Raw genomic sequence first — 19,460 nt, forward strand, 5'->3', positions numbered from 1 at the left:
GGCACCAGGGTGACGCCCGCTGCACAGGCCCCCCCGCCTCGGCACAGTGGACGGAGACGTCACACACGCCGGGGGAGAACCATGACGACGACCGACAGCTCGACCGAGCAGCCTGCGACGCTCGACGCGGACGGCGGGCGTCGCCTGTCGATCGCGATGATCGGCACGCGCGGTGTTCCCGCCCGCTACGGCGGCTTCGAGACTGCGGTCGAGGAGGTCGGCGCGAGGCTCGCGGCACGCGGGCACGAGGTGCGCGTCTACTGCCGCAACGGCAACTCCGAGGTACGGCGCGAGCATGCGGGCATGACGCTCGTGACGCTCCCTGCGGTGCGCCACCGAGCGCTCGAGACGCTCAGCCACACCGGCCTGTCGGTCATGCACCTCCTGACCCGCCGCACGGACGTCGCGTTCGTCTTCAACGCCGCCAACGCGCCCTTCCTGCCGGCGGTGCGCGCAGCACGTATCCCCGTCGCGACGCACGTCGACGGGCTCGAGTGGAAGCGCACCAAGTGGAGCGCACGCGGCCGCGGCTACTACCGCTGGGCCGAGGGTGCCGCGGTGCGCCGGTCGGACGCGCTCATCGCCGACGCGCAGGGGATCGCGGACTACTACACCGAGGAGTTCTCGGCCGAGACGCGACTGATCGCGTACGGCGCGCCGATCGTCGACGCTGGCTCGGACCGCCTCGCCGAGCTCGGGCTCGAGCCCGGACGGTTCCACGTCGCCGTGGCTCGTTTCGAGCCGGAGAACCACGTCCACCTCATCGTCGAGGGCTACGTCCGGTCCGCTGCGCGCCACCCGCTCGTCGTCGTCGGCTCCGCCCCGTACACGGACGCGTACACGCAGCAGGTGCACGCTGCCGCGGGCGGCGATCCTCGGGTGCGCTTCCTCGGTGGGGTGTGGGACCAGGAGCTGCTCGACCAGCTCTACGCGAACGCCGCGACCTACCTGCACGGCCACTCGGTCGGCGGGACCAACCCATCCCTGCTGCGCGCTATCGGTGCGGGGACCGCGACGATCGCGTACGACGTGAGCTTCAACCGTGAGGTGCTCGGGGACGCGGGCTGGTACTTCGACGACCCGGCCGGGGTCGCCCGTACGGTCGAGGCTGCCGAGGCCTCCCCGGACGACGTCGAGCGACGCGCGGCCGCCGCGCGCCGGCGCGCCCGGGACTACAGCTGGGACGACGTCGCGGACCGGTACGAGCGACTCGCGCTCGACCTTGCCGATGGCCGGGTCCCAGGAAAGCAGGACGGACGGCGTGCCTCGGCGTCGTCCCCGAGCCGGCAGAGGGTGTCGCGATGAGTGCTCAGGTCCAGGGGGCGACGTTCCGGGAGACCTACGGACGCCTCGCGCAGGCGCAGAAGGGTGTCGCGCGGTCCGCGCCCGCGTACTCGCGGTACGTCAACCGTCGGCTCGGCCGTGTCCTCGCTGCGTGGGCGTACGGTCGTGGGCTCACCCCCAACCAGGTGACCGGCATCAGCGCTCTGTTCACCTTCACGGGACTCGGCGTCCTCGCGGCCACGACACCGAGCTGGTGGGTAGGCGTGGTCGTGTCCGCGTGCCTCGTCGTGGGCTACGCGTTCGACTCGGCGGACGGCCAGGTGGCGCGTCTCAGCGGGACCGGGAGCAGCGCGGGGGAGTGGCTCGACCACATGGTCGACGCGACCAAGGTCGCCGCGCTGCCGCTCGTGCTCGCAGTCAGCTTCTACCGCGCCGAGGTGGTGCCGACCGTCTGGCTGCTCGTGCCGCTGCTCAACGCGGTCGTGAGCTCGGTGCTGTTCTTCGGGATGATCCTCACGGAGCAGATGCGCAAGGCGCACGGTGTGCGTTCGGTCGCGCCGACGGGCGGGAGCGGCCCAGACCTGAGGGCCCTCCTGATGACGCCTACCGATTACGGCGTCCTGTGCCTCGTCTTCCTGCTGCTGGGTGCGGTTTCCGTGTTCGCAGCCGTGTACACCGTGATCGTCGCGCTGACCGCGGCGTTCCTCGTCGCCGCGGGGCGCAAGTGGTTCCGTGAGATCGCGGCGCTCGGTCGCATGGGGTAGGACACGTCGGCGCCCGGCAGAGCCGGGGCGACGAGGACGCGGGCCAGCCAGCCGAGCGCCCGCACGACGAAGCCTCCGGGGGAGTGGACCCCCCGGAGGCTTCGTCGCGTCTGGGGACGCCGCACGTCGTGCGGTCGCTCGGCGGCGATGTATGGCCCCGGAGGGCCGCGGCTCACGTGTGATCTGCACCACATCTGGCCCCGCTCGCCGCGGTCGGTCCGGCGGGGCGGCGCGGCTGCCGGGGAGGGTGTGGCGCTGTGTCGCTCGGGAGGGTGATGTGCGTCGCTGCAGGTACCGGCCGGACGCGCCCCTCGAGCAAGGCTTCACGCCGCGCTCGATCGCGCGCGGGACAGGCTGTCTGTGAGCGCCGGCCCGCATCTCGTGCAGGCGCTCGGCAGCGCCGATCGGACTCACTTGTCCGATTTGCCCTCAACGTACCGCGGGGGTCGCCGATCGGAAGGGTGGAAACACCCACCTGGGTTGAGGCAACCCCCGCCTGCACCCCTGACAGGTCGGCCACGTCCCCCCTGCCGTGCCGACAGATTGCGAAACATCAGTGCGCAACCCCATCCCCTCAAGGTCTGCGGCAGCACGCGCCGTCCTCACCGGCTCGGTCGTGCTCGCTCTCGTCACGCCGTTCGCCGCGACCTCCGTCCCGGCCTTCGGCGCCACCACGAGCTCGGTGTCGACCGCGTTCTCCGCCCCCGCGCCGCGCCTCGACAACGTCCGCCTCGAGACCCCCATGACCGTCCTCGACTCGGTCGCCGTCGCATCCAACGGCACCGCGCGCGTCGACCTCTCGGCGCTCCCCGACAACGTCGTCGCCGTCGACCTCGTCGTCGAGGGTCGCTGGGCCTGGAAGGCCACGAACATCTCGGTCGCCGCAGGCGACATGACCGCCGCGGCCAAGGCCTCGCCCGTCCTGACCACCCCCGTCCAGAACCTCGGTTCCGCCCAGACGTCGATCACGCTCGACGGCAAGCGTTATCTCACGGTGCACAGCTCCGTCGCCTCGGTCCGTGCGACCGTCCGGGTCGTGGGCTACACGGTCGAGACGCAGCCCACCGAGCAGACCACGACGCTCGCCGCGCCGCTCACGGTGCTCAACGCCGGGACCGTCGCCTCGAACGGCACGGCCCGTGTGGATCTCTCCGCCCTCCCTGACAACGTCCTCTCGGCACGCCTCGTCGTCGAGGGCCGCTGGGCCTGGAAGGCCACGAAGATCTCGGTCGCCGCCGGTGACATGACGGCCGCCGCCAAGGCGTCGCCGGTGCTGACCACCCCCGTCCAGGACCTCGGCTCCGCCGAGACCTCGATCGCGCTCGACGGCAAGGACTACCTCACGGTGCACAGCTCGGACGCCTCGGTCCGCGTGACCGTCAAGGTCCTCGGCTACACCTACCTCGGCTTCCCGGCCGACAGCGCCGTCCAGGCTCCCGCGCCGGAGCCCGCCCCCGCGCCTGCGCCGGAGCCGACGCCCAGCCCCGCGCCTGCGCCGGAGCCGACGCCCACACCCACGCCGACGCCCACCCCCGCGCCCACGCCGACGCCCACCCCCGCGCCTGAGCCGGCGCCCGCGCCCGCGCCTGCGCCCGCCGAGCCGCAGCTCCCGACCGAGTCGACCGTCGGCCTCCCCGCCGGAACCCCGCTCACGGTCTACAAGGGCAACATGACGATCTGGGAGCCGAACACCGTCATCGACGGCATGGACATCCAGGGCATCGTGAAGGTCCGCGCCGACAACGTGACGATCAAGAACTCGATCATCCGTGGTGCTGCCACCCCGGCGACGGCCATCACCCACTTCGTCTGGAACACCGAGGGCAACAAGAACCTCGTCATCAAGGACACGACGATCGCCTCCCAGGCGCCGTCGCCCTACGACAGCGCGGTCCTCGGCTACAACTTCACGCTCGAGCGCGTGAACATCCACACCGTCGTCGACCAGGTGACGATCATCGGCGACAACGTGACCATCAAGGACACGATGCTGCACGGCAACAAGTGGTACGCGAACGACCCCAACCACAACGGTGGCCCGTCGCACGACGACAACATCCAGATCCAGGCCGGCAAGAACATCAAGATCGTCAACTCGGTCCTCAAGGGCACCTACAACGCCGCGATCCAGATCACCCAGGCGCGCGGCAAGGTCGGCAACCTCACCGTCGAGGACAGCTTCCTCGACAACGGTGGCTGCACCGTGAACATCGCCCAGATGAACAACGGCCCGCTCGAGGGCGTCGTCTTCCGTGACAACGTCTTCGGCAACGGCCAGCGGATCGACGGCTGCGGCATCATCCGCCCGGTGACGACGACCATCGTCTCGGACAACAACGTGTTCGCTGACGGTCGCGCCTTCGTGCTCAAGCGCGGCTGACCCAGCACGACCGACGACAGGAGCCCTGGTCCACCCGGACCAGGGCTCCTGTCGTCACCGCGCCCCTGACCGGGGGGAAGCAGTCAGGAGCGGCGGTAGGCCTCGTGCCGCACACCGAGGGAACCCGCGACGAGCCCGGGCCCCCGCGCGAGGTCTCGCCAGGCCGCAGCATCCGTCGCGACGTCGCGGGTCACCCTGCCGGCGACCCACCGGGCGGCCCCTCGCCCGGTGACGACGAGGCCGCGCGCCGCAGCAGCGCCCCGCACCCTCGCCCTCGCTGCGGCGCCGTGCGTGAACGCGAGGTTGACGTCGACCGAGCGGTTCGCGTGCCCGTAGACGCGGGCGACGACCCAGCGGCGCGTGTCCCGCTCGGGCGGTACCAGGTCGACGACGACGGACTCGCCGCACGCGACGACCCGTCCGCCCGCCTGCGTGATCCCGCGGGTGAAGAGCGTGTCCTCGCCGCCGCGCATCCCGACCTCCGGGTCGAACGCCACCCCGAGCGCCGCGACCCCTGCGACGTCGACGAGGAGGTTGCCGGACGGCGCGCTGCGGCGCGGCGTGCCGGTCGCGAGGTTGCTCCGCTCGAAGAACCTGCCCGCGACGCTCCACGCCGACGGCTCGGCGACGAACCCGGGGACGATCCGCCCGGCGACCGCCTCGGCGCCCGTGCGCTCCCAGGTGTCGACGAGGGGACCGATCCAGCTCTCGCCCGGCACGCCGTCGTCGTCGATGAACACGACGAGGCCGTCGGCCGAGGCCTCCGCGATCGCGCGAGCGCGGACTGCCGCGATCCCGGGCCGCGGCTCGTGGACGTAGCGGACAGGGAGCGCGGCGCTCGCGGCGACGGCGGCGACCACGTCGTGCGCCCCGCCGTCCGGATCGTTGTCGATGATGAGGATCTCGGTGCGGTCCGCGAGCGACGGCGACCCGAGCACGTGCGGGGCGATCATCCCGAGGAGGGGCTCGAGCAGCTCGTTGCGACGGAACGTCGGGACGGCGACGTGGATCCTCGGCCGTTCCCCGGTACGGATGGGCGTGCTGCCGTGCGGCGGGGCGCTCAGCGGCTCGACCGGCTGCGATCCGGCCGCTCGCGTCGCCCGGCGCCCAGGGGCCGCACCGCGCGCCGTGCCGAGCACTGCGAGGATCTGCGCGCCGTACCGGTGCGTCGAGAACCGGTCGAGCGCGTCCGCACGGCCCGCCCGCGCCATCCGTGTCGCCTGCTCCGGGTCGTCGAGCAGCTTGGCGACCGCCCGCGCGAGCCCCGGGGCGTCGCCCGCAGGCACGAGCATGCCCGTGCGCCCGTCGTCGACCACCTCGACGAGGCCCTGCGTCGCCGCGGCGACGAGGGGGCGGCACGCGAGCAGCGTCTCGACCGCAGCGTTGCCGAAGGACTCGCGCCACGACGGGGCGACGACGACGTCGGCCCGGTCGATCACTGTGCGCGCCGGGCTCACGTACCCGTGGAAGGTGACCGCGCCGCGCAGGTCGGGCTCGCCCGCGCGCTGCTCGAGCTCGGCGACGTACCACTCGTAGCCGCGGAACGCCGAGCCGGCCACCTCGAGGCGCACGTCGCGGCCCTCGCGGCGCAGGTGCGCGACGGCCTCGAGCGCGACGTCGATGCCCTTGTGCGGCGAGAGCCGGCCGACGATCGCGACGACTGCCGGGTCCTGCGGGCGGCGGATGCGCGGGCCAGTGGGCTCGGGACCGCGATCGGGCACGCCGTTGTGCACCACCGCGATACGGCGCTCGAGCGCCGGCATGACGTCCGTCAGGGTGCGCGCCGTCGCGCGCGAGTTCGCGATCACCCGGTCCGCGAGCAGGAGAGGCGATGCGAGCAGACGCCGCACCGTGCGTCCCGAGGACTCCTCCGCCTCGTGGACGTGCGACACGACGGGGACGCGCGCGAGGCGCGCGCTCACGAGCCACGTCGGCACGACGACCGTGTTGACGAGCAGCACGTCAGGTCGGGCGCGAAGCAACGAGCGGTGCCCGGCGACGATCGCGCGCAGGCCGGCGAGCGCGTAGCCGACGAGCCCGCGAAGGCTCATCGTCGACCTGCGCAGCACCGGGCACGGCTGCACGACGACTCGCGCGCCCGTCTCGACGAGCATCGGCACGAGCGGACCGTCCTCCGGGACGGTGACGAGGACCGACCAGCCCGCCTCGACCACCGCGACGACGGTCTCGAGCAGCTGCAGGTCGCTGCCGTACTGGTCGGCGGAGGGGTGCGCGATCATCAGGCGGGGCACGGTGAGACCTCGGACGCAGGGAACGGTGGATGTCCGCGAGTCTAGGGAAGCCCCGCACCGCGTGACGGGGGCGCCGGCCGATCTCACCCCCGCACTCACGCCGTCGTCGCCCGCGCACGGCGGGTGCGCGGGTTCGCGTCGCGCCGTCGCCCCCGGGCGCAGGCGGGGTCGCCCCCGGTTCACCCGTCGACCGGGAGGCTGGCACGGACCGCGGAACTAGACTTCCAGCGGCCAGGAAACGCAGGGGACGGGGAGCACGTGGACGAGCTCGGACGGTCGGCCGCGCGCGGCGCAGGCATCACCTTCGCCGCACAGATCGCGCGGGTCGGCATGCAGATGGCGTCCGTCGTCGTGCTCGCGAGGCTCCTCACGCCGACCGAGTACGGCGTGATGACGATGGTCCTCGTGTTCGTCGGGGTCGGCGAGATCTTCCGCGACCTCGGCCTGTCGACCGCAGCGATGCGAGCCCCGACGATCACGCACGCGCAACGCTCCAACCTGTTCTGGGTCAACACCGCCATCGGTGCGGGCCTCGGGATCCTCATGGTCGTCGCAGCCCCGCTCGTCGGCGCGATCTTCGACGAGGACGCCGTCGTCCCCGTCGCGCGCGCCGTCGGCGTCGTGTTCCTCCTCAACGGGATGGCGAGCCAGCTCCGCGCAGACCTCGTCCGCACCATGCGCTTCGGTGCGCTCGCGGTGGTCGACGTCGTGTCGCAGGCGGCGGCGATCGTCGTCGCGGTCGTCCTCGGCCTCGCCGGGGCGGGGGTGTGGGCGCTCGTGGGCCAGCAGGTCCTGCAGTCGCTCGTGCTGCTCGTCATGCTCGCCACGACCTGCCGGTGGGTGCCGAGCCGGCCGCGGCGCGGCGTGCCGATGGGCGAGTTCTGGCACTTCGGCTGGAACCTCGCCGCGTCCCAGGTCGCCGTGTACATCGGCAACAACATCGACAACTTCGTGATCGGCTCGCAGCTCGGCACCGCCCAGCTCGGCACGTACGACCGCGCCTTCAAGCTCGTGATGACCCCTGTCGCGCAGGTCCGCGCGCCCACGACGACGATCGCGCTGCCCGTGCTGTCACGGCTCCAGGGCGACCCGCCCCGCTTCGCGCGGTTCCTCGCGCGCGGGCAGATCGCGATCGCGTACCCCGTGATGATCGGCGCTGCGCTCCTGGTGGGCACCGCCGACCCGGCGACGCAGATCCTGCTCGGCAGCGGCTGGGTCGGGGTCGAGCCGCTCGTCCGGCTCCTCGCGACGACCGCCGTGATGCAGACGCTCGCGTACGTCGGGTACTGGGTCTACCTCTCGCACGGCCTCTCGGACCTCCTGCTGCGGTTCACGGTCGTCACGATCGCGGTCAAGGTCGTGCTCGTCGTCGTCGCGAGCCACTGGGGTCTCGTCGGGGTCGCGGTCGGGTACACGCTCGCGCACACGGTCGAGTGGCCCCTGTCGATCCTGTGGCTCTCGCGCCGTGCCCCGATCCCGACGCGCACGCTCATGCTCGGCGCCGTCCGGGTGCTGCTCGTCGGCGGGACGCTCGCAGGGACCGCTCACGTCGTCTCGGGACTGTTCGTGCGCGTGTGGCCGGCGACGCTCGCAGGCGTCGGCGCGGGCCTCCTGTCGCTCGCGCTCCTCGCCCTCGTGGTGCCTCGTGTGCGCAAGGACGTCGTCGAGGTCGCGGCGATCGTGCGCACCGCGCTCGCTCGGCGCCGCCGGTAGCGGAGACGATCAAGGGCTGCGGCCCGTCCCCCGGGAGGGGACGGGCCGCAGCCCTTCGTCGTGCGGCCGTGGGCCGCGTCAGCTCGCGCTCGCCTTGCGGGGCCCGCCGCGTCGGCTCTCGGTCGCCGCGTCGTCGGGCGTCGGCACCGAGCGCCGCGAGCGCTGCCGCCGAGCCGCGACGCTCAGGCTCGACGGCTCGCTCGCGACATACCCGCGCGGGGTGTCGGCGTGGCTCGGGTCGGCGAAGTTGACGACGACGCCGAGGCAGCGCGCCCCGACCGTATCGAGCGCGGTGAGCGCGGTGCTCACCTGGGTGCGGCGGACGCGGCCCGAGCCGACGACCATGACGGCGCCGTCGGTCCGCCGGGCGAGGACGACACCGTCGGCCACCGGCAGGATGGGCGGGGCGTCGAGCACGACATGGTCGTAGCGCTTGCCCGCCTCGTCGATGAGCTCCTGCATGCCGGAGGAGTCGATCAGCTGTGCGGGGTTCGGCGGGATGTCCCCCGCGACGAGGACGTCGAGCCCGGGGTGGCCCCACGGCTGCGTGAGGTCCTCGAGCGAGGCCGAGCCCACGAGGATCGTCGTGAGGCCGACCGACGGCTCGAGACCTGTGACGCTCGCGATCGTGGGGCGGCGCAGGTCGGCGTCGACGAGCAGCACGCGACCGCCCTTCTCGGCGAGCGCGATCGCCACGTTGAGCGCGACCGTGGACTTGCCCTCGCCCGAGACGGACGACGACACGACGAGGGTGCGGAGCTGGCTCGCCGCACCGATGAACTGCAGGTTGGTCTGGATGCGCCGGAAGGACTCGGCGCCTGCGCCGTGCGGCTCGCCGAGGATCGTGACCTGGTCCCGGCGGGAGCGCTCGCGCGGCACGATCCCGAGCAGGACGCGGTCCTGGTGGGACGGGACGTCCTTGATGCCGCGCACGCGAGTGTCGAGCACCGTCAGCAGCAGGGCGAGCGCGACGCCGACGGCGAGCCCGCCCGCGCCGCCGAGCGCGACGTTCATCTTGGTGTTCGGCGTGAACGGCACGGTCGGCACGACGGCGTCGGCGACGACGGTCATCGTCACGGACGGGGTGTTCTCGGCGCCCGACGGTGCGATCGACTCGACCGTGCTGGCGAGGTTCGCCGTGACGGCGTCTGCGATCTTCGCGGCGGTCTCGGGCTCCCTCGACGTCGCGCTGATCTCGACGAACATCGTGTCGAGCGGGGTGGTCGCGGTGATCGTGCGCGCGAGGGTCCGTGCGCTCATGCCCAGGTCGAGCTCCTCGATGACCGGGTCGAGCACCGCGGGCATCGTCGCGAGGCGCGCGAAGGACTCGACGAGGTTCTGGGTGTACATCGTGCCCTGCACGAGCTCGCTGACGGTCTCGCCGCGGGCGAGGGAGACGAACGTCGTGGTCGACGAGCGGTACGTGGGGACCGTGGACTTGGCGAGCCCGAAGCCCGCCCCCGCGCCGAGGATGGCGAGGAGAGCGATGACCAGCCAACGCTTGCGCAAGGCCGAGACGTATTCCATCAGATCCACATGCACCCCAAGCTCATCACCCGGCGCGGCGCTCTTCTGACGAGTGCGGGAGCCGGGACGGGACCGCCTGTCCGGGCCCTGGGTCGATCGAACCACGCCCGCGGGACGCGCGGCCACACGACGGGCCTCAACCACCCCCTGAACCACCCGGTCAGCCCCCGGAAGGCGCGCCTACCTGCGGCGTCGCGGGTCGCGGTGCGGCGGCGGGGACGCCCACCAGCAGCGTGCGCAGGCCGCTGAGCGTCCCCCGCACGGCGGGCAGGACGCACGTCCAGGGGCGCAAGAGCTGGCGCCTGCCCCCGCGCAGCACGACCTGCTGCGCGTAGCGCGGGGAGTGCAGCGCCCACCGGAGACGGTCGAGTCCGGTGAGGTTGCGTGCCGCGAAGACGAGCCGGTTGCGGCAGTTGAAGTAGTAGTACAGCGACGACTTGGTCGGGGTCCCCGCACCCGTCTGCGTGCCACCCGCGTCGTGGACGCAGCGCAGGTCGCGCGCGACCCCGACGCGGCCGCCGGCCGCGTGCCAGCGCCACGCGAGGTCGACGTCCTCCCAGTACAGGAAGAAGTCGCTCGCGAAGCCGCCCAGACGGACCCACGCGCTGTGCGCCATCGCGACGCACGCCCCCGTGAGCCACTCGACGCTCGACGACGCCGCGGCGACCGTCGGCATCCCCGTGCGACGGTCCACGTAGCCCGTCGTGAACGCGGGCCGGCCGTCGCCGCGGAACATCTGCGGGACGAGGAGAAGGTCGTCGTCCGCCTCGACCCGGCTCGCGAGCTCGTCTGCGTGCTCGACCGACAGGCGCGCGTCCGGGTTGAGCAGCACGACCGCCGACGGCTCGGCGACCGTGCGGGCCGCGGCGACCCCCGCCGCGCAGCCGTCCCCGAAGCCCAGGTTGCGGTCCGGCTCGATGAGGACCCAACCGCGCTCGTGCGCGAGAGCTCGCACGCGGGCGCGCTCAGCGGACGTGGTCGGGTTGTCCACCACGACGACGGTCCAGCCCGGCGTGCTCGCGCGGTCCCACGCGTCGAGGTTCTCCGCGAGCAGCTCGGACGACCCGTAGCTCACGACGACAAGTGCTCGGCTCATGCCCCCTCCAGGTCCCGAGATCCGTTTTCTGAGCACCGATCACGCTAGCCGCGCGCGTCCGCGGCGGACGGGCTCGCCCTGGGTGAAGGTCGGGTGACGCACGGGTGAGGTTGGGCGAGACCTGTGCGTCGTGCCCGGGAGCGGGGCGCACGATTCAGTCACCCGCCAGCCGCGTGCCGGCGGGGTCGCTCGGGGGAGGACACAGGATGGATCAGCACAAGATCGACGCACCGCGGGGGCGGACGACGGTCACGGCAGGCGTCGCGATCGTCGCGATGGCCTTCGCGCTCGGTGCGTGCACCGGGCAGTCGCAAGACGCACCGACCAGCGCGACCAGCACCGTGACGTCGTCGACCGCGCCCGCAGGGTCAGGGGCCACGTCCGGCTCGGCGCAGGCCGAGGTGCCTGCGCCCCCTGCTGACCTGCCGACCGAGCCGTCGGACCCGAAAGACGCTCCCGAGCCGCTCGGCCCGGTCGAGCGCAAGAAGGCGAAGCCCGTCCCGCTCGACACGAAAGCCACGGTCGCGAAGGGGGTCGTCGCCCGGGTCACGAAGGTCGAGGAGGTCGAGGGCGAGGCGACGCTCCCCGGCGAGGTCGCGGGGGACGCCCTGCGCGTGACCATCACGATCGCCAACGACACCGACGAGGCGCTCGACCTCTCGAGCGCGATCGTCAATCTCTTCCATGGCCCGGACGACACGCCCGCCACCACCCTGTCGGGGCCGGGCGCTGAGCCCTTCCCCGTGACCGTCGCGGCGGGAGCCAAGGCCTCCGGGACGTTCGTCTTCCGGGTCGCCGAGCGCGGCGTACCCATCCACGTCGAGGTCGACGTCGCCGCCGACCTCACGATCGTGGCCTTCGAGGGAGACGCGTGATGCGCCCTTCAGGCCCCACCTCTGCTCAGACTCCACGAACCGCGCACGACCGCGACGCACAGAAGCTCGAGGCCATCATGATCCGTCACCACCGTCCCCGGAGGGCCGCACTCGCGGCCTTCGTGGCGCTCGCGTTCCTGCTGTTCGGGGCGCTCGTGCCGAGCACAGCCCAGGCGACGCCCACCTACGACACCGGGACAGGCGTCGTCGGACCGCCGCGCACCTCGAAGCCTGAGGTGGCCGGCTCCGCGAGCCTGCCGACCGCTCAGATCAACGGTGTCGCGTGGTCGCAGGTCGTCGTCGGGAACACGGTCTACGTGGGTGGCGAGTTCACGTCGGCCCGCCCGCCGGGCGCAGCTGCGGGGACGAGCGAGCAGGCTCGCGGCAACCTCATGGCGTTCGACGTCCGCACGGGCGCACTCCTGCCCTGGGCGCCGAAGGCCAACGCCCAGGTCCGCTCCCTCGCGCTCTCGCCCGACGGCTCGACCCTCTACGCGGGCGGCAGCTTCACGTCGATCGACGGTCAGACCCGCTACCGCGTCGCGGCGTTCAGCACCGCGACCGGTGCGCTCCTCGGCTTCCGTCCCGTCGTCAACACGACGGTCCTGAGCGTCTCCGTGTCGCAGGACGCCGTCTTCCTCGGCGGCTCGTTCACGAACGTCAACGGCCTCGCGCGGTACAAGGCGGCGTCCGTCGCTCTGGGCACCGGGCTGACGACGCTCCCGTTCAACCCCGCGATCGACAACCGCGGCGTGCAGGCGGTCGAGGTGTCGCCCGACGGCGCCGCCGTCGTCGTCGCCGGCAACTTCACGTCCGTCGGTGGGTCCTCCAACCCGGGCTACGGCCTCGCCCGGTTCGACGCCGCGACGGGCGAGCTCCTGTCGCTGCCCGCCAACACCCAGATCCGCAACGCCGGCGACGAGTCGGCGTTCCTCTCGCTGTCCAAGGACGACAAGAACTTCTACGGCACCGGGTACCACTTCGGTGACGGCGGCAACGTCGAGGGCGTCTACGCGGTCTCGTGGGAAGACGGCACGCTCCAGTGGGTCGAGGACTGCCACGGCGACTCGTACGGCGTCACGCCGTTCGAGGACGCGGTCTACGTCGCGTCCCACAAGCACTACTGCGGCAACAGCGGCGGGTTCCCGCAGACGAACCCGTGGCGGGTCAACCGCGGCTCGGCCCTGACCAAGACCGCGACGGGCACGAACATCCCCGACATCTACGGGTACCACGACACCCAGGGTCAGCCGCACCCCGAGATCCTCGACTGGTTCCCCGACCTCAACACGGGCAGCTACACGGGTCAGGGTCAGGGCGCCTGGTCGATCGCGGCCGGCAGCGGCTACGTGATCATGGGCGGCGAGTTCACGCGTGTGAACAACACCGCGCAGCAGGGCCTCGCCCGCTTCGCCTCTCGGAAGACCACCCCGGACACGGACGCGCCCCGCTACGGCGGCGCGCAGTCGGCGCTGCGTGCGGTCTCGCCCGCATCAGGGACGGTCGTCGTCTCGTGGCCCGCGAACTTCGACCGCGGCGACGAGGAGCTGACGTACCGGCTCGTGCGGAACGACACGAGCACCGTCCTGCAGGAGCGGACCGTGACCGCGTCGTTCTGGAAGCGGCCCACGATGTCGTTCGTCGACACCGGCCTCACACCCGGCTCGACGACGCGCTACCGCGTCCGCGCGACGGACGCCACGGGCAACAGCGTCTGGTCGGAGTGGGTGACCGTGACGGTCGCTTCGAGCGGCTCGCTGTCCACGTACGCCCGCACGGTCGCCGAGGACGGACCGTCCAGCTACTGGCGCCTGTCCGAGGCGAGCGGCACGACGGCCGCCGACCTCACCGGGACGCGCGCCCTGACGACGCACGCCGGGGTCACGATGGGCACCGCTGGGGCGATCACGGGGGACAGCGACACCGCGATGACCTTCTCCGGGTCGAGCAACGGTGACGCCATCCACTCGACGAACGAGCCCGCACCGGTCGAGTTCTCGGCTGAGGCGTGGATCAAGACGTCGACGAACCGTGGTGGCCGCATCATCGGCTTCGGGTCGGCCACGTCGGGCACGTCGGGCACGTCCGACCGTCACGTCTACATGGACAATGCTGGGCGCCTGCACTTCGGCGTCCAGGCGAACGGTCGCAACGTCGTCTCGTCGCGCTCGTCCTACAACGACAACGCCTGGCACCACGTCGTCGCGACGATGAGCCAGGCTGACGGGCTGGCCCTCTACGTCGACGGCGTCCGGGTCGCCAGCCGCGACGACGTGCGCATCGCCGACGCCTACAACGGGTACTGGCGCCTCGGCGGCGGCAGCCTCTCCAGCTGGACGAACGTGCCGTCGAGCGTGTGGTTCGCCGGTGCGATCGACGAGGCCGCCGTCTACGACGGCCGCGTCCTGACGCCCCAGCAGGTGCGCGAACACTTCGAGGCTGCCGGCCGCACGGTGCCGGTGTACACCGCTCCGACCGACGCCTACGGCGCGGCGGTCGCGTCGGCGGACCCGCTGCTCTTCTGGCGCTTCGCGGAGACCTCGGGCTCGGCCGTAGCCGACTCCGGGCGCCTCGGCAGGTCCGGCACGTTGTCCGGGAGCGCCGTGCGCGGCGAGGACGGCGCCATCAAGGACCTGGCGAACCCGTCGATCCGGTTCACGACCCGCGCGCACGTGTTCGATGCGCAGGCGCAGGCAAACCCGACCCGGTTCTCGACCGAGGCGTGGTTCAAGACCGCGACGACCCAGGGCGGGCGCATCGTCGGGTTCGGCAACTCGACAGGCACCACGTCCTCGAGCTACGACCGGCACACCTACATGCAGGACGACGGACGACTCGTCTTCGGCATCTACCGCGGCGCCGAGTACCGCGTGACGTCGACACAGGCGTACAACGACGGGCAGTGGCACCACGTCGTCTCGACGCTCGGCGACGCGGGCATGCAGATGTATGTCGACGGCGTGCTCGTCGGCACCAACCCGCAGCGTCTCCCGGAGAGCTACACCGGGTACTGGCGCGTCGGCGGCGACAACACGTGGGGCTCGACCTCGCAGACCCTCGTCGGCTCGGTCGACGACGTCGCGGTCTACGGTCGACAGCTCGACGCGGAGACGGTCGCGCTGCACCACGCGCTCGGCACGACCGGCGAGGAGCCGAACGCGGTACCGACCGCGTCGTTCACGACCGACGCGACCGACCTGGCGGTCGCGGTCGACGCGTCGGCGTCTGCGGACACCGACGGGACGATCGAGGCGTACGCGTGGACGTTCGGCGACGGTGCGACCGGTACCGGCCGCACGGCGACGCACACGTACACCGAGGCCGGCACGTACACGATCACCCTGACGGTGACGGACGACCGCGGGGCGACCGCGGAGACCACCCACGACGTCACGGTCACGGCCCCGGTCCCGAACGTGGCGCCGGTGGCGGTGTTCTCGTCGGAGGTGGACGGGTTGTCGGTGGATGTCGATGGTTCGGGTTCGTCGGACTCGGACGGGTCGGTGGCGTCGTACGCGTGGGACTTCGGTGATGGCGGTTCGGGTTCGGGTGCGACGGCGTCGCACACGTTCGCGGAGGCTGGTTCGTACACGGTGAGGTTGACGGTGACGGACGACGACGGTGCGACGGGCACGGTGACGCACGAGGTCGTGGTCGAGGCTCCGCCGGTGACGGAGGACCTGGCGGTCGATGCGTTCGGTCGGTCGGTGTCGTCGGGCTGGGGTTCGGCGACGACGGGTGGTGAGTGGTCGGTGACGGGCACGGCGTCGACGTTGTCGCGGTACTCGGTCGCTGGTGGTGAGGGTCGGATGTCGTTGACTGCGGGTGCGACGCGGTCGGCGTATCTGCGGTCGGTGTCGGCGACGACGGCGGAGGTCCAGACGACGGTGTCGATGGATCGTCTGCCGGCGGGCAACTCGTTCTTGACGGTTGCTGGTCGTGCGGTCGGCACGAGCGGGTATGTCGCTCGGGTGCGGGTGGCGACCGACGGTGCGGTGCAGCTGCACGTGGGTCGTGGGATCTCGTCGGTCACGGCGCTGGCCGGTGGTGTGGTCGACGGGTTGACGCTGGTGCCTGGGGAGAAGCTGCGGGTGCGGTTGCAGGTGACGGGGACGTCGCCGACGACGGTGCGGGCCAAGGTGTGGCGTGAGGGTGACGCGGAGCCGGCGACGTGGCGGGCGAGCGTGACGGACTCGACCGCTGACCTGCAGGTCGCCGGTGGGGTGGCGGTGCAGGCGTACGTCGGTGGGGCTGCTGGTAGCCCGGACGTCCTCGTGGCCTGGGACGACCTCTGGGCCGGTGCCCCGGACGGCTTCGAGCCGCAGGAGCCTGCGCCGAACGTGGCGCCGGTGGCGGTGTTCTCGTCGGAGGTGGACGGGTTGTCGGTGGATGTCGATGGTTCGGGTTCGTCGGACTCGGACGGGTCGGTGGCGTCGTACGCGTGGGACTTCGGTGATGGCGGTTCGGGTTCGGGTGCGACGGCGTCGCACACGTTCGCGGAGGCTGGTTCGTACACGGTGAGGTTGACGGTGACGGACGACGACGGTGCGACGGGCACGGTGACGCACGAGGTCGTGGTCGAGGCTCCGCCGGTGACGGAGGACCTGGCGGTCGATGCGTTCGGTCGGTCGGTGTCGTCGGGCTGGGGTTCGGCGACGACGGGTGGTGAGTGGTCGGTGACGGGCACGGCGTCGACGTTGTCGCGGTACTCGGTCGCTGGTGGTGAGGGTCGGATGTCGTTGACTGCGGGTGCGACGCGGTCGGCGTATCTGCGGTCGGTGTCGGCGACGACGGCGGAGGTCCAGACGACGGTGTCGATGGATCGTCTGCCGGCGGGCAACTCGTTCTTGACGGTTGCTGGTCGTGCGGTCGGCACGAGCGGGTATGTCGCTCGGGTGCGGGTGGCGACCGACGGTGCGGTGCAGCTGCACGTGGGTCGTGGGATCTCGTCGGTCACGGCGCTGGCCGGTGGTGTGGTCGACGGGTTGACGCTGGTGCCTGGGGAGAAGCTGCGGGTGCGGTTGCAGGTGACGGGGACGTCGCCGACGACGGTGCGGGCCAAGGTGTGGCGTGAGGGTGACGCGGAGCCGGCGACGTGGCGGGCGAGCGTGACGGACTCGACCGCTGACCTGCAGGTCGCCGGTGGGGTGGCGGTGCAGGCGTACGTCGGTGGGGCGGCTGGTAGCCCGGACGTCCTCGTGGCCTGGGACGACCTCTGGGCGGGCCAGCCGTGACCGCGAGGGCAGCAGGCGATGTGGTGACGGTCGGGATCCTCACGTTCCGTCGCCCGGAGGGGCTCCGTGAGTCGCTGCCGAGACTCCTCGAGCAGGTGCGGCAGGTGCCGGGTGCCGAGCTCCTCGTCATCGACAACGACGACGTGCCGAGCGCCCAGGACATCGTCGCCGAGCGCGCGGCAGCCGGCGACCCCGTCCGGTACGTCCACGAGCCCGACCCAGGGATCGTCTCGGCACGCAACCGCGCGCTCGACGAGGCGCGCGGTGACGTCCTCGTCTTCATCGACGACGACGAGCTGCCGTCGCCCGCGTGGCTGACGACGATGCTCGCGACTCACGAGAGGTACGGGTGCGCAGCGGTGGCGGGTGCCGTCGTCGCGCAGTTCGAGTCCGAGCCGGACCGGTGGATCACCGCGGGCAAGTTCTTCGAGCGCAAGCGCTACCCGACCGGGACACGTGTGCCCGCGGCGGGCACCGGCAACCTCCTGCTCGACCTGCGCGCGGTGCGCGCCTGGGGCCTGCGGTTCGACCAGGCCTTCCGGTTCACGGGAGGGTCGGACACCGCGTTCACGAGCGAGCTGGTCGCGCGCGGCGGCGAGATCGTGTTCTGCGACGAGGCGAGCGTCATCGACGTCGTCCCGGTCGAGCGCGCCACGCGCTCGTGGGTGCTGCAGCGGGCGTTCCGCAACGGCAACGCTCGCGCGCGCGTCCACCTGGTCGGCGTCCGCTCGCGCGGCGCCGCGCTGCAGGGGAGGGTGACGCTCGCCGCGCAGGGTGCGGCGCGCGTCGCGGGCGGTGCGGTGCGCTCGCTCGGGGGGGTCGCCACCCTCGACACAGGGCTGCGGGCGCAAGGTGCGCGGACCGCTGTCCGCGGTGCGGGCATGGTCGCGGGTGCTGTGGGCGGCGTCTACCAGGAGTACCGTCGGTGACGGTCGCGCGCCGGTGAGCGCGCGCGTGCACGCCGGGGGAGGCGAGATGACGGCAGGGCAGGTGACGGGGGTGTCCCCGGCGTCCTCCCTGGCGCGTCGCGGCGTGCCGGTGCACAGCGACGTCGACGAGGTGGCCGTGCGCCACGGCCTGCGGCTCACGCAGGGCACGTCCGCGCTGCTCGTCCTCGTCGTGGGGTCCTGGTACCCGGTCCTCGGCGGGCTCACCGCAGGCACCGTGCTCGCGCTCGCGCTCCTCCCCGTCGTCGTGCCTGCGGCCCTGCGCTTCCGCGGCGCCGGCCTGCTCCTGACGGTCGGCGCGCTCGCCCTCGCCAACGGGCTCGCGCTCGCGTCGCTCGCGCAGGTCGACCACGCGGTCATCCGCAGCGTGACCCGGGACGCGGCGCTGCACGTCGTCGGCATCGTCGTGGGCGTGGCAGCGGTCCTGTGGGCACGGACCGTGTGGCGCGACGCGTGGGTCGCGCTGTTCTTCGGTCTCGGGATGCTCGTCGACGCTGCGCTGGGACCGACCGGGACGAACGCGTGGAAGTTCGCGTACAGCCTGCCCGTGACGGTCCTCGTCCTCGCGGTCGCCTGGCTCACCCGGAGGTGGGTCGTCGAGCTGGGAGCGCTCGTCGTGCTCGCAGGCGTCTGCGCGGTCCAGGACAGCCGGTCGATGTTCGGCCTGCTGCTCATGGCCGCGACCCTCGTCCTGTGGCAGGCGTTGCGGCGGCGCTCACGGCGCCGGATGTCCGCGCGCAGCCTGGTCGTCATGCTGGCGGTCCTCGGCGCCGGCGTCTACCAGCTCGGCAAGGCGCTCGCGCTCGAGGGGGCGCTCGGAGCTGCCGCCGCGGAGCGTTCGGCGCTGCAGATCGAGCAGTCCGGGTCCCTCCTCGTGGGCTCGCGCCCCGAGATGGGCGCGTCGTTCGCGCTCGTGGAGGCGCGGCCGTGGGGTTTCGGGTTCGGCGTCGTCCCGAACGGGCTCGACCTGCGGGCGGCCAAGGGGGGCATGGCGCAGCTCGGGTACGACCCGGACAACGGGTACGTCCACCGCTACATGTTCGGTCGGGGCATCGAGCTGCACTCCGTGCTCGGCGACCTGTGGGCGTGGATGGGACTCGCGGGGGCGGTGCTCGCCATCGTCATGACGGTGCTGCTCGTGCGAGGTCTTGTCACCGGCCTCGCGGGCGGGGTCGCGAGTGGTCTCGTCGTCGCGCTGACGCTGCGCTGCCTGTGGGACATGTTCTTCGCGCCCGTCTACAGCTCGATGTCGATCTTCACGCTCGCGCTCGGGCTCGCGCTGCCGCTCCTGGCGGCGCGCGTCCGCCGCGCGCCCGCGAAGCCGCGCAGGGCCGCGCTCTCAGGGAGCAGGGTCGCGCCGCGCACGTAGACTTGGACGTCGCCCGCCC

At 72.3% G+C, this 19,460-nt stretch carries 11 protein-coding genes; 8 read left to right on the forward strand and 3 right to left on the reverse strand.

The window, feature by feature from the left end:
* Window positions 1-81: 81 nt before the first annotated feature.
* The 3 genes from AC4F3Q_RS10085 to AC4F3Q_RS10095 all read left to right on the forward strand — a co-directional run bounded on the left by AC4F3Q_RS10085 (window position 82) and on the right by AC4F3Q_RS10095 (window position 4,428).
* Window positions 82-1,305, forward strand: coding sequence for a DUF1972 domain-containing protein (locus AC4F3Q_RS10085; protein WP_491039844.1), 1,224 nt, complete (start codon window positions 82-84; stop codon window positions 1,303-1,305).
* Entirely contained in the window at window positions 1,302-2,048 is a 747-nt protein-coding gene (locus tag AC4F3Q_RS10090) for a CDP-alcohol phosphatidyltransferase family protein (RefSeq protein ID WP_491039845.1), read from the forward strand. The genes AC4F3Q_RS10085 and AC4F3Q_RS10090 overlap by 4 nt, the downstream gene beginning before the upstream one ends.
* A 556-nt stretch (window positions 2,049-2,604) precedes the next feature.
* The gene (locus tag AC4F3Q_RS10095) at window positions 2,605-4,428 is read left to right on the forward strand and encodes a right-handed parallel beta-helix repeat-containing protein (RefSeq protein WP_491039846.1); all 1,824 of its coding nucleotides are present in this window, start codon (window positions 2,605-2,607) and stop codon (window positions 4,426-4,428) included.
* 83 nt (window positions 4,429-4,511) lie between these two features.
* Here AC4F3Q_RS10095 and AC4F3Q_RS10100 read toward each other — a convergent pair whose 3' ends face one another.
* Complete coding sequence (locus AC4F3Q_RS10100; RefSeq protein ID WP_491039847.1) at window positions 4,512-6,680, reverse strand: glycosyltransferase; 2,169 nt, start codon at window positions 6,678-6,680, stop codon at window positions 4,512-4,514.
* A 258-nt stretch (window positions 6,681-6,938) separates the two neighbouring features.
* Between AC4F3Q_RS10100 and AC4F3Q_RS10105 the strand changes: the two genes are divergently transcribed.
* Entirely contained in the window at window positions 6,939-8,393 is a 1,455-nt protein-coding gene (locus tag AC4F3Q_RS10105; RefSeq protein WP_491039848.1) for a lipopolysaccharide biosynthesis protein, read from the forward strand.
* Between the two features lie 78 nt (window positions 8,394-8,471).
* On the opposite strand, the gene AC4F3Q_RS10110 is transcribed toward AC4F3Q_RS10105, so the two are convergent.
* Together AC4F3Q_RS10110 and AC4F3Q_RS10115 are read right to left on the reverse strand one after the other, a co-directional pair.
* Complete coding sequence (locus AC4F3Q_RS10110) at window positions 8,472-9,920, reverse strand: tyrosine-protein kinase domain-containing protein (RefSeq protein WP_491039849.1); 1,449 nt, start codon at window positions 9,918-9,920, stop codon at window positions 8,472-8,474.
* 160 nt (window positions 9,921-10,080) lie between these two features.
* Window positions 10,081-11,016 carry a glycosyltransferase family 2 protein gene (locus AC4F3Q_RS10115; RefSeq protein ID WP_491039850.1) on the reverse strand — a complete coding sequence of 312 codons (936 nt, stop codon included), beginning with the start codon at window positions 11,014-11,016 and terminating at the stop codon, window positions 10,081-10,083.
* A gap of 206 nt (window positions 11,017-11,222) precedes the next feature.
* Between AC4F3Q_RS10115 and AC4F3Q_RS10120 the strand changes: the two genes are divergently transcribed.
* The 4 genes from AC4F3Q_RS10120 to AC4F3Q_RS10135 all read left to right on the forward strand — a co-directional run bounded on the left by AC4F3Q_RS10120 (window position 11,223) and on the right by AC4F3Q_RS10135 (window position 19,441).
* Window positions 11,223-11,891 carry a hypothetical protein gene (locus AC4F3Q_RS10120; RefSeq protein WP_491039851.1) on the forward strand — a complete coding sequence of 223 codons (669 nt, stop codon included), beginning with the start codon at window positions 11,223-11,225 and terminating at the stop codon, window positions 11,889-11,891.
* A 77-nt stretch (window positions 11,892-11,968) separates the two neighbouring features.
* A complete protein-coding gene (locus AC4F3Q_RS10125; RefSeq protein ID WP_491039852.1) occupies window positions 11,969-17,125 on the forward strand; it encodes a PKD domain-containing protein in 5,157 nt (1,718 codons plus the stop codon).
* 23 nt (window positions 17,126-17,148) lie between these two features.
* On the forward strand, window positions 17,149-18,054 hold the full coding sequence (locus tag AC4F3Q_RS10130) for a glycosyltransferase family 2 protein (protein WP_491039853.1): 906 nt from the start codon (window positions 17,149-17,151) through the stop codon (window positions 18,052-18,054).
* A 46-nt stretch (window positions 18,055-18,100) separates the two neighbouring features.
* Window positions 18,101-19,441, forward strand: a complete 1,341-nt coding sequence (locus AC4F3Q_RS10135; protein WP_491039854.1) for a hypothetical protein — start codon at window positions 18,101-18,103, stop codon at window positions 19,439-19,441.
* Window positions 19,442-19,460 lie beyond the last annotated feature (19 nt).

The sequence above is a fragment of the Flavimobilis sp. BM9 genome (assembly GCF_058313055.1).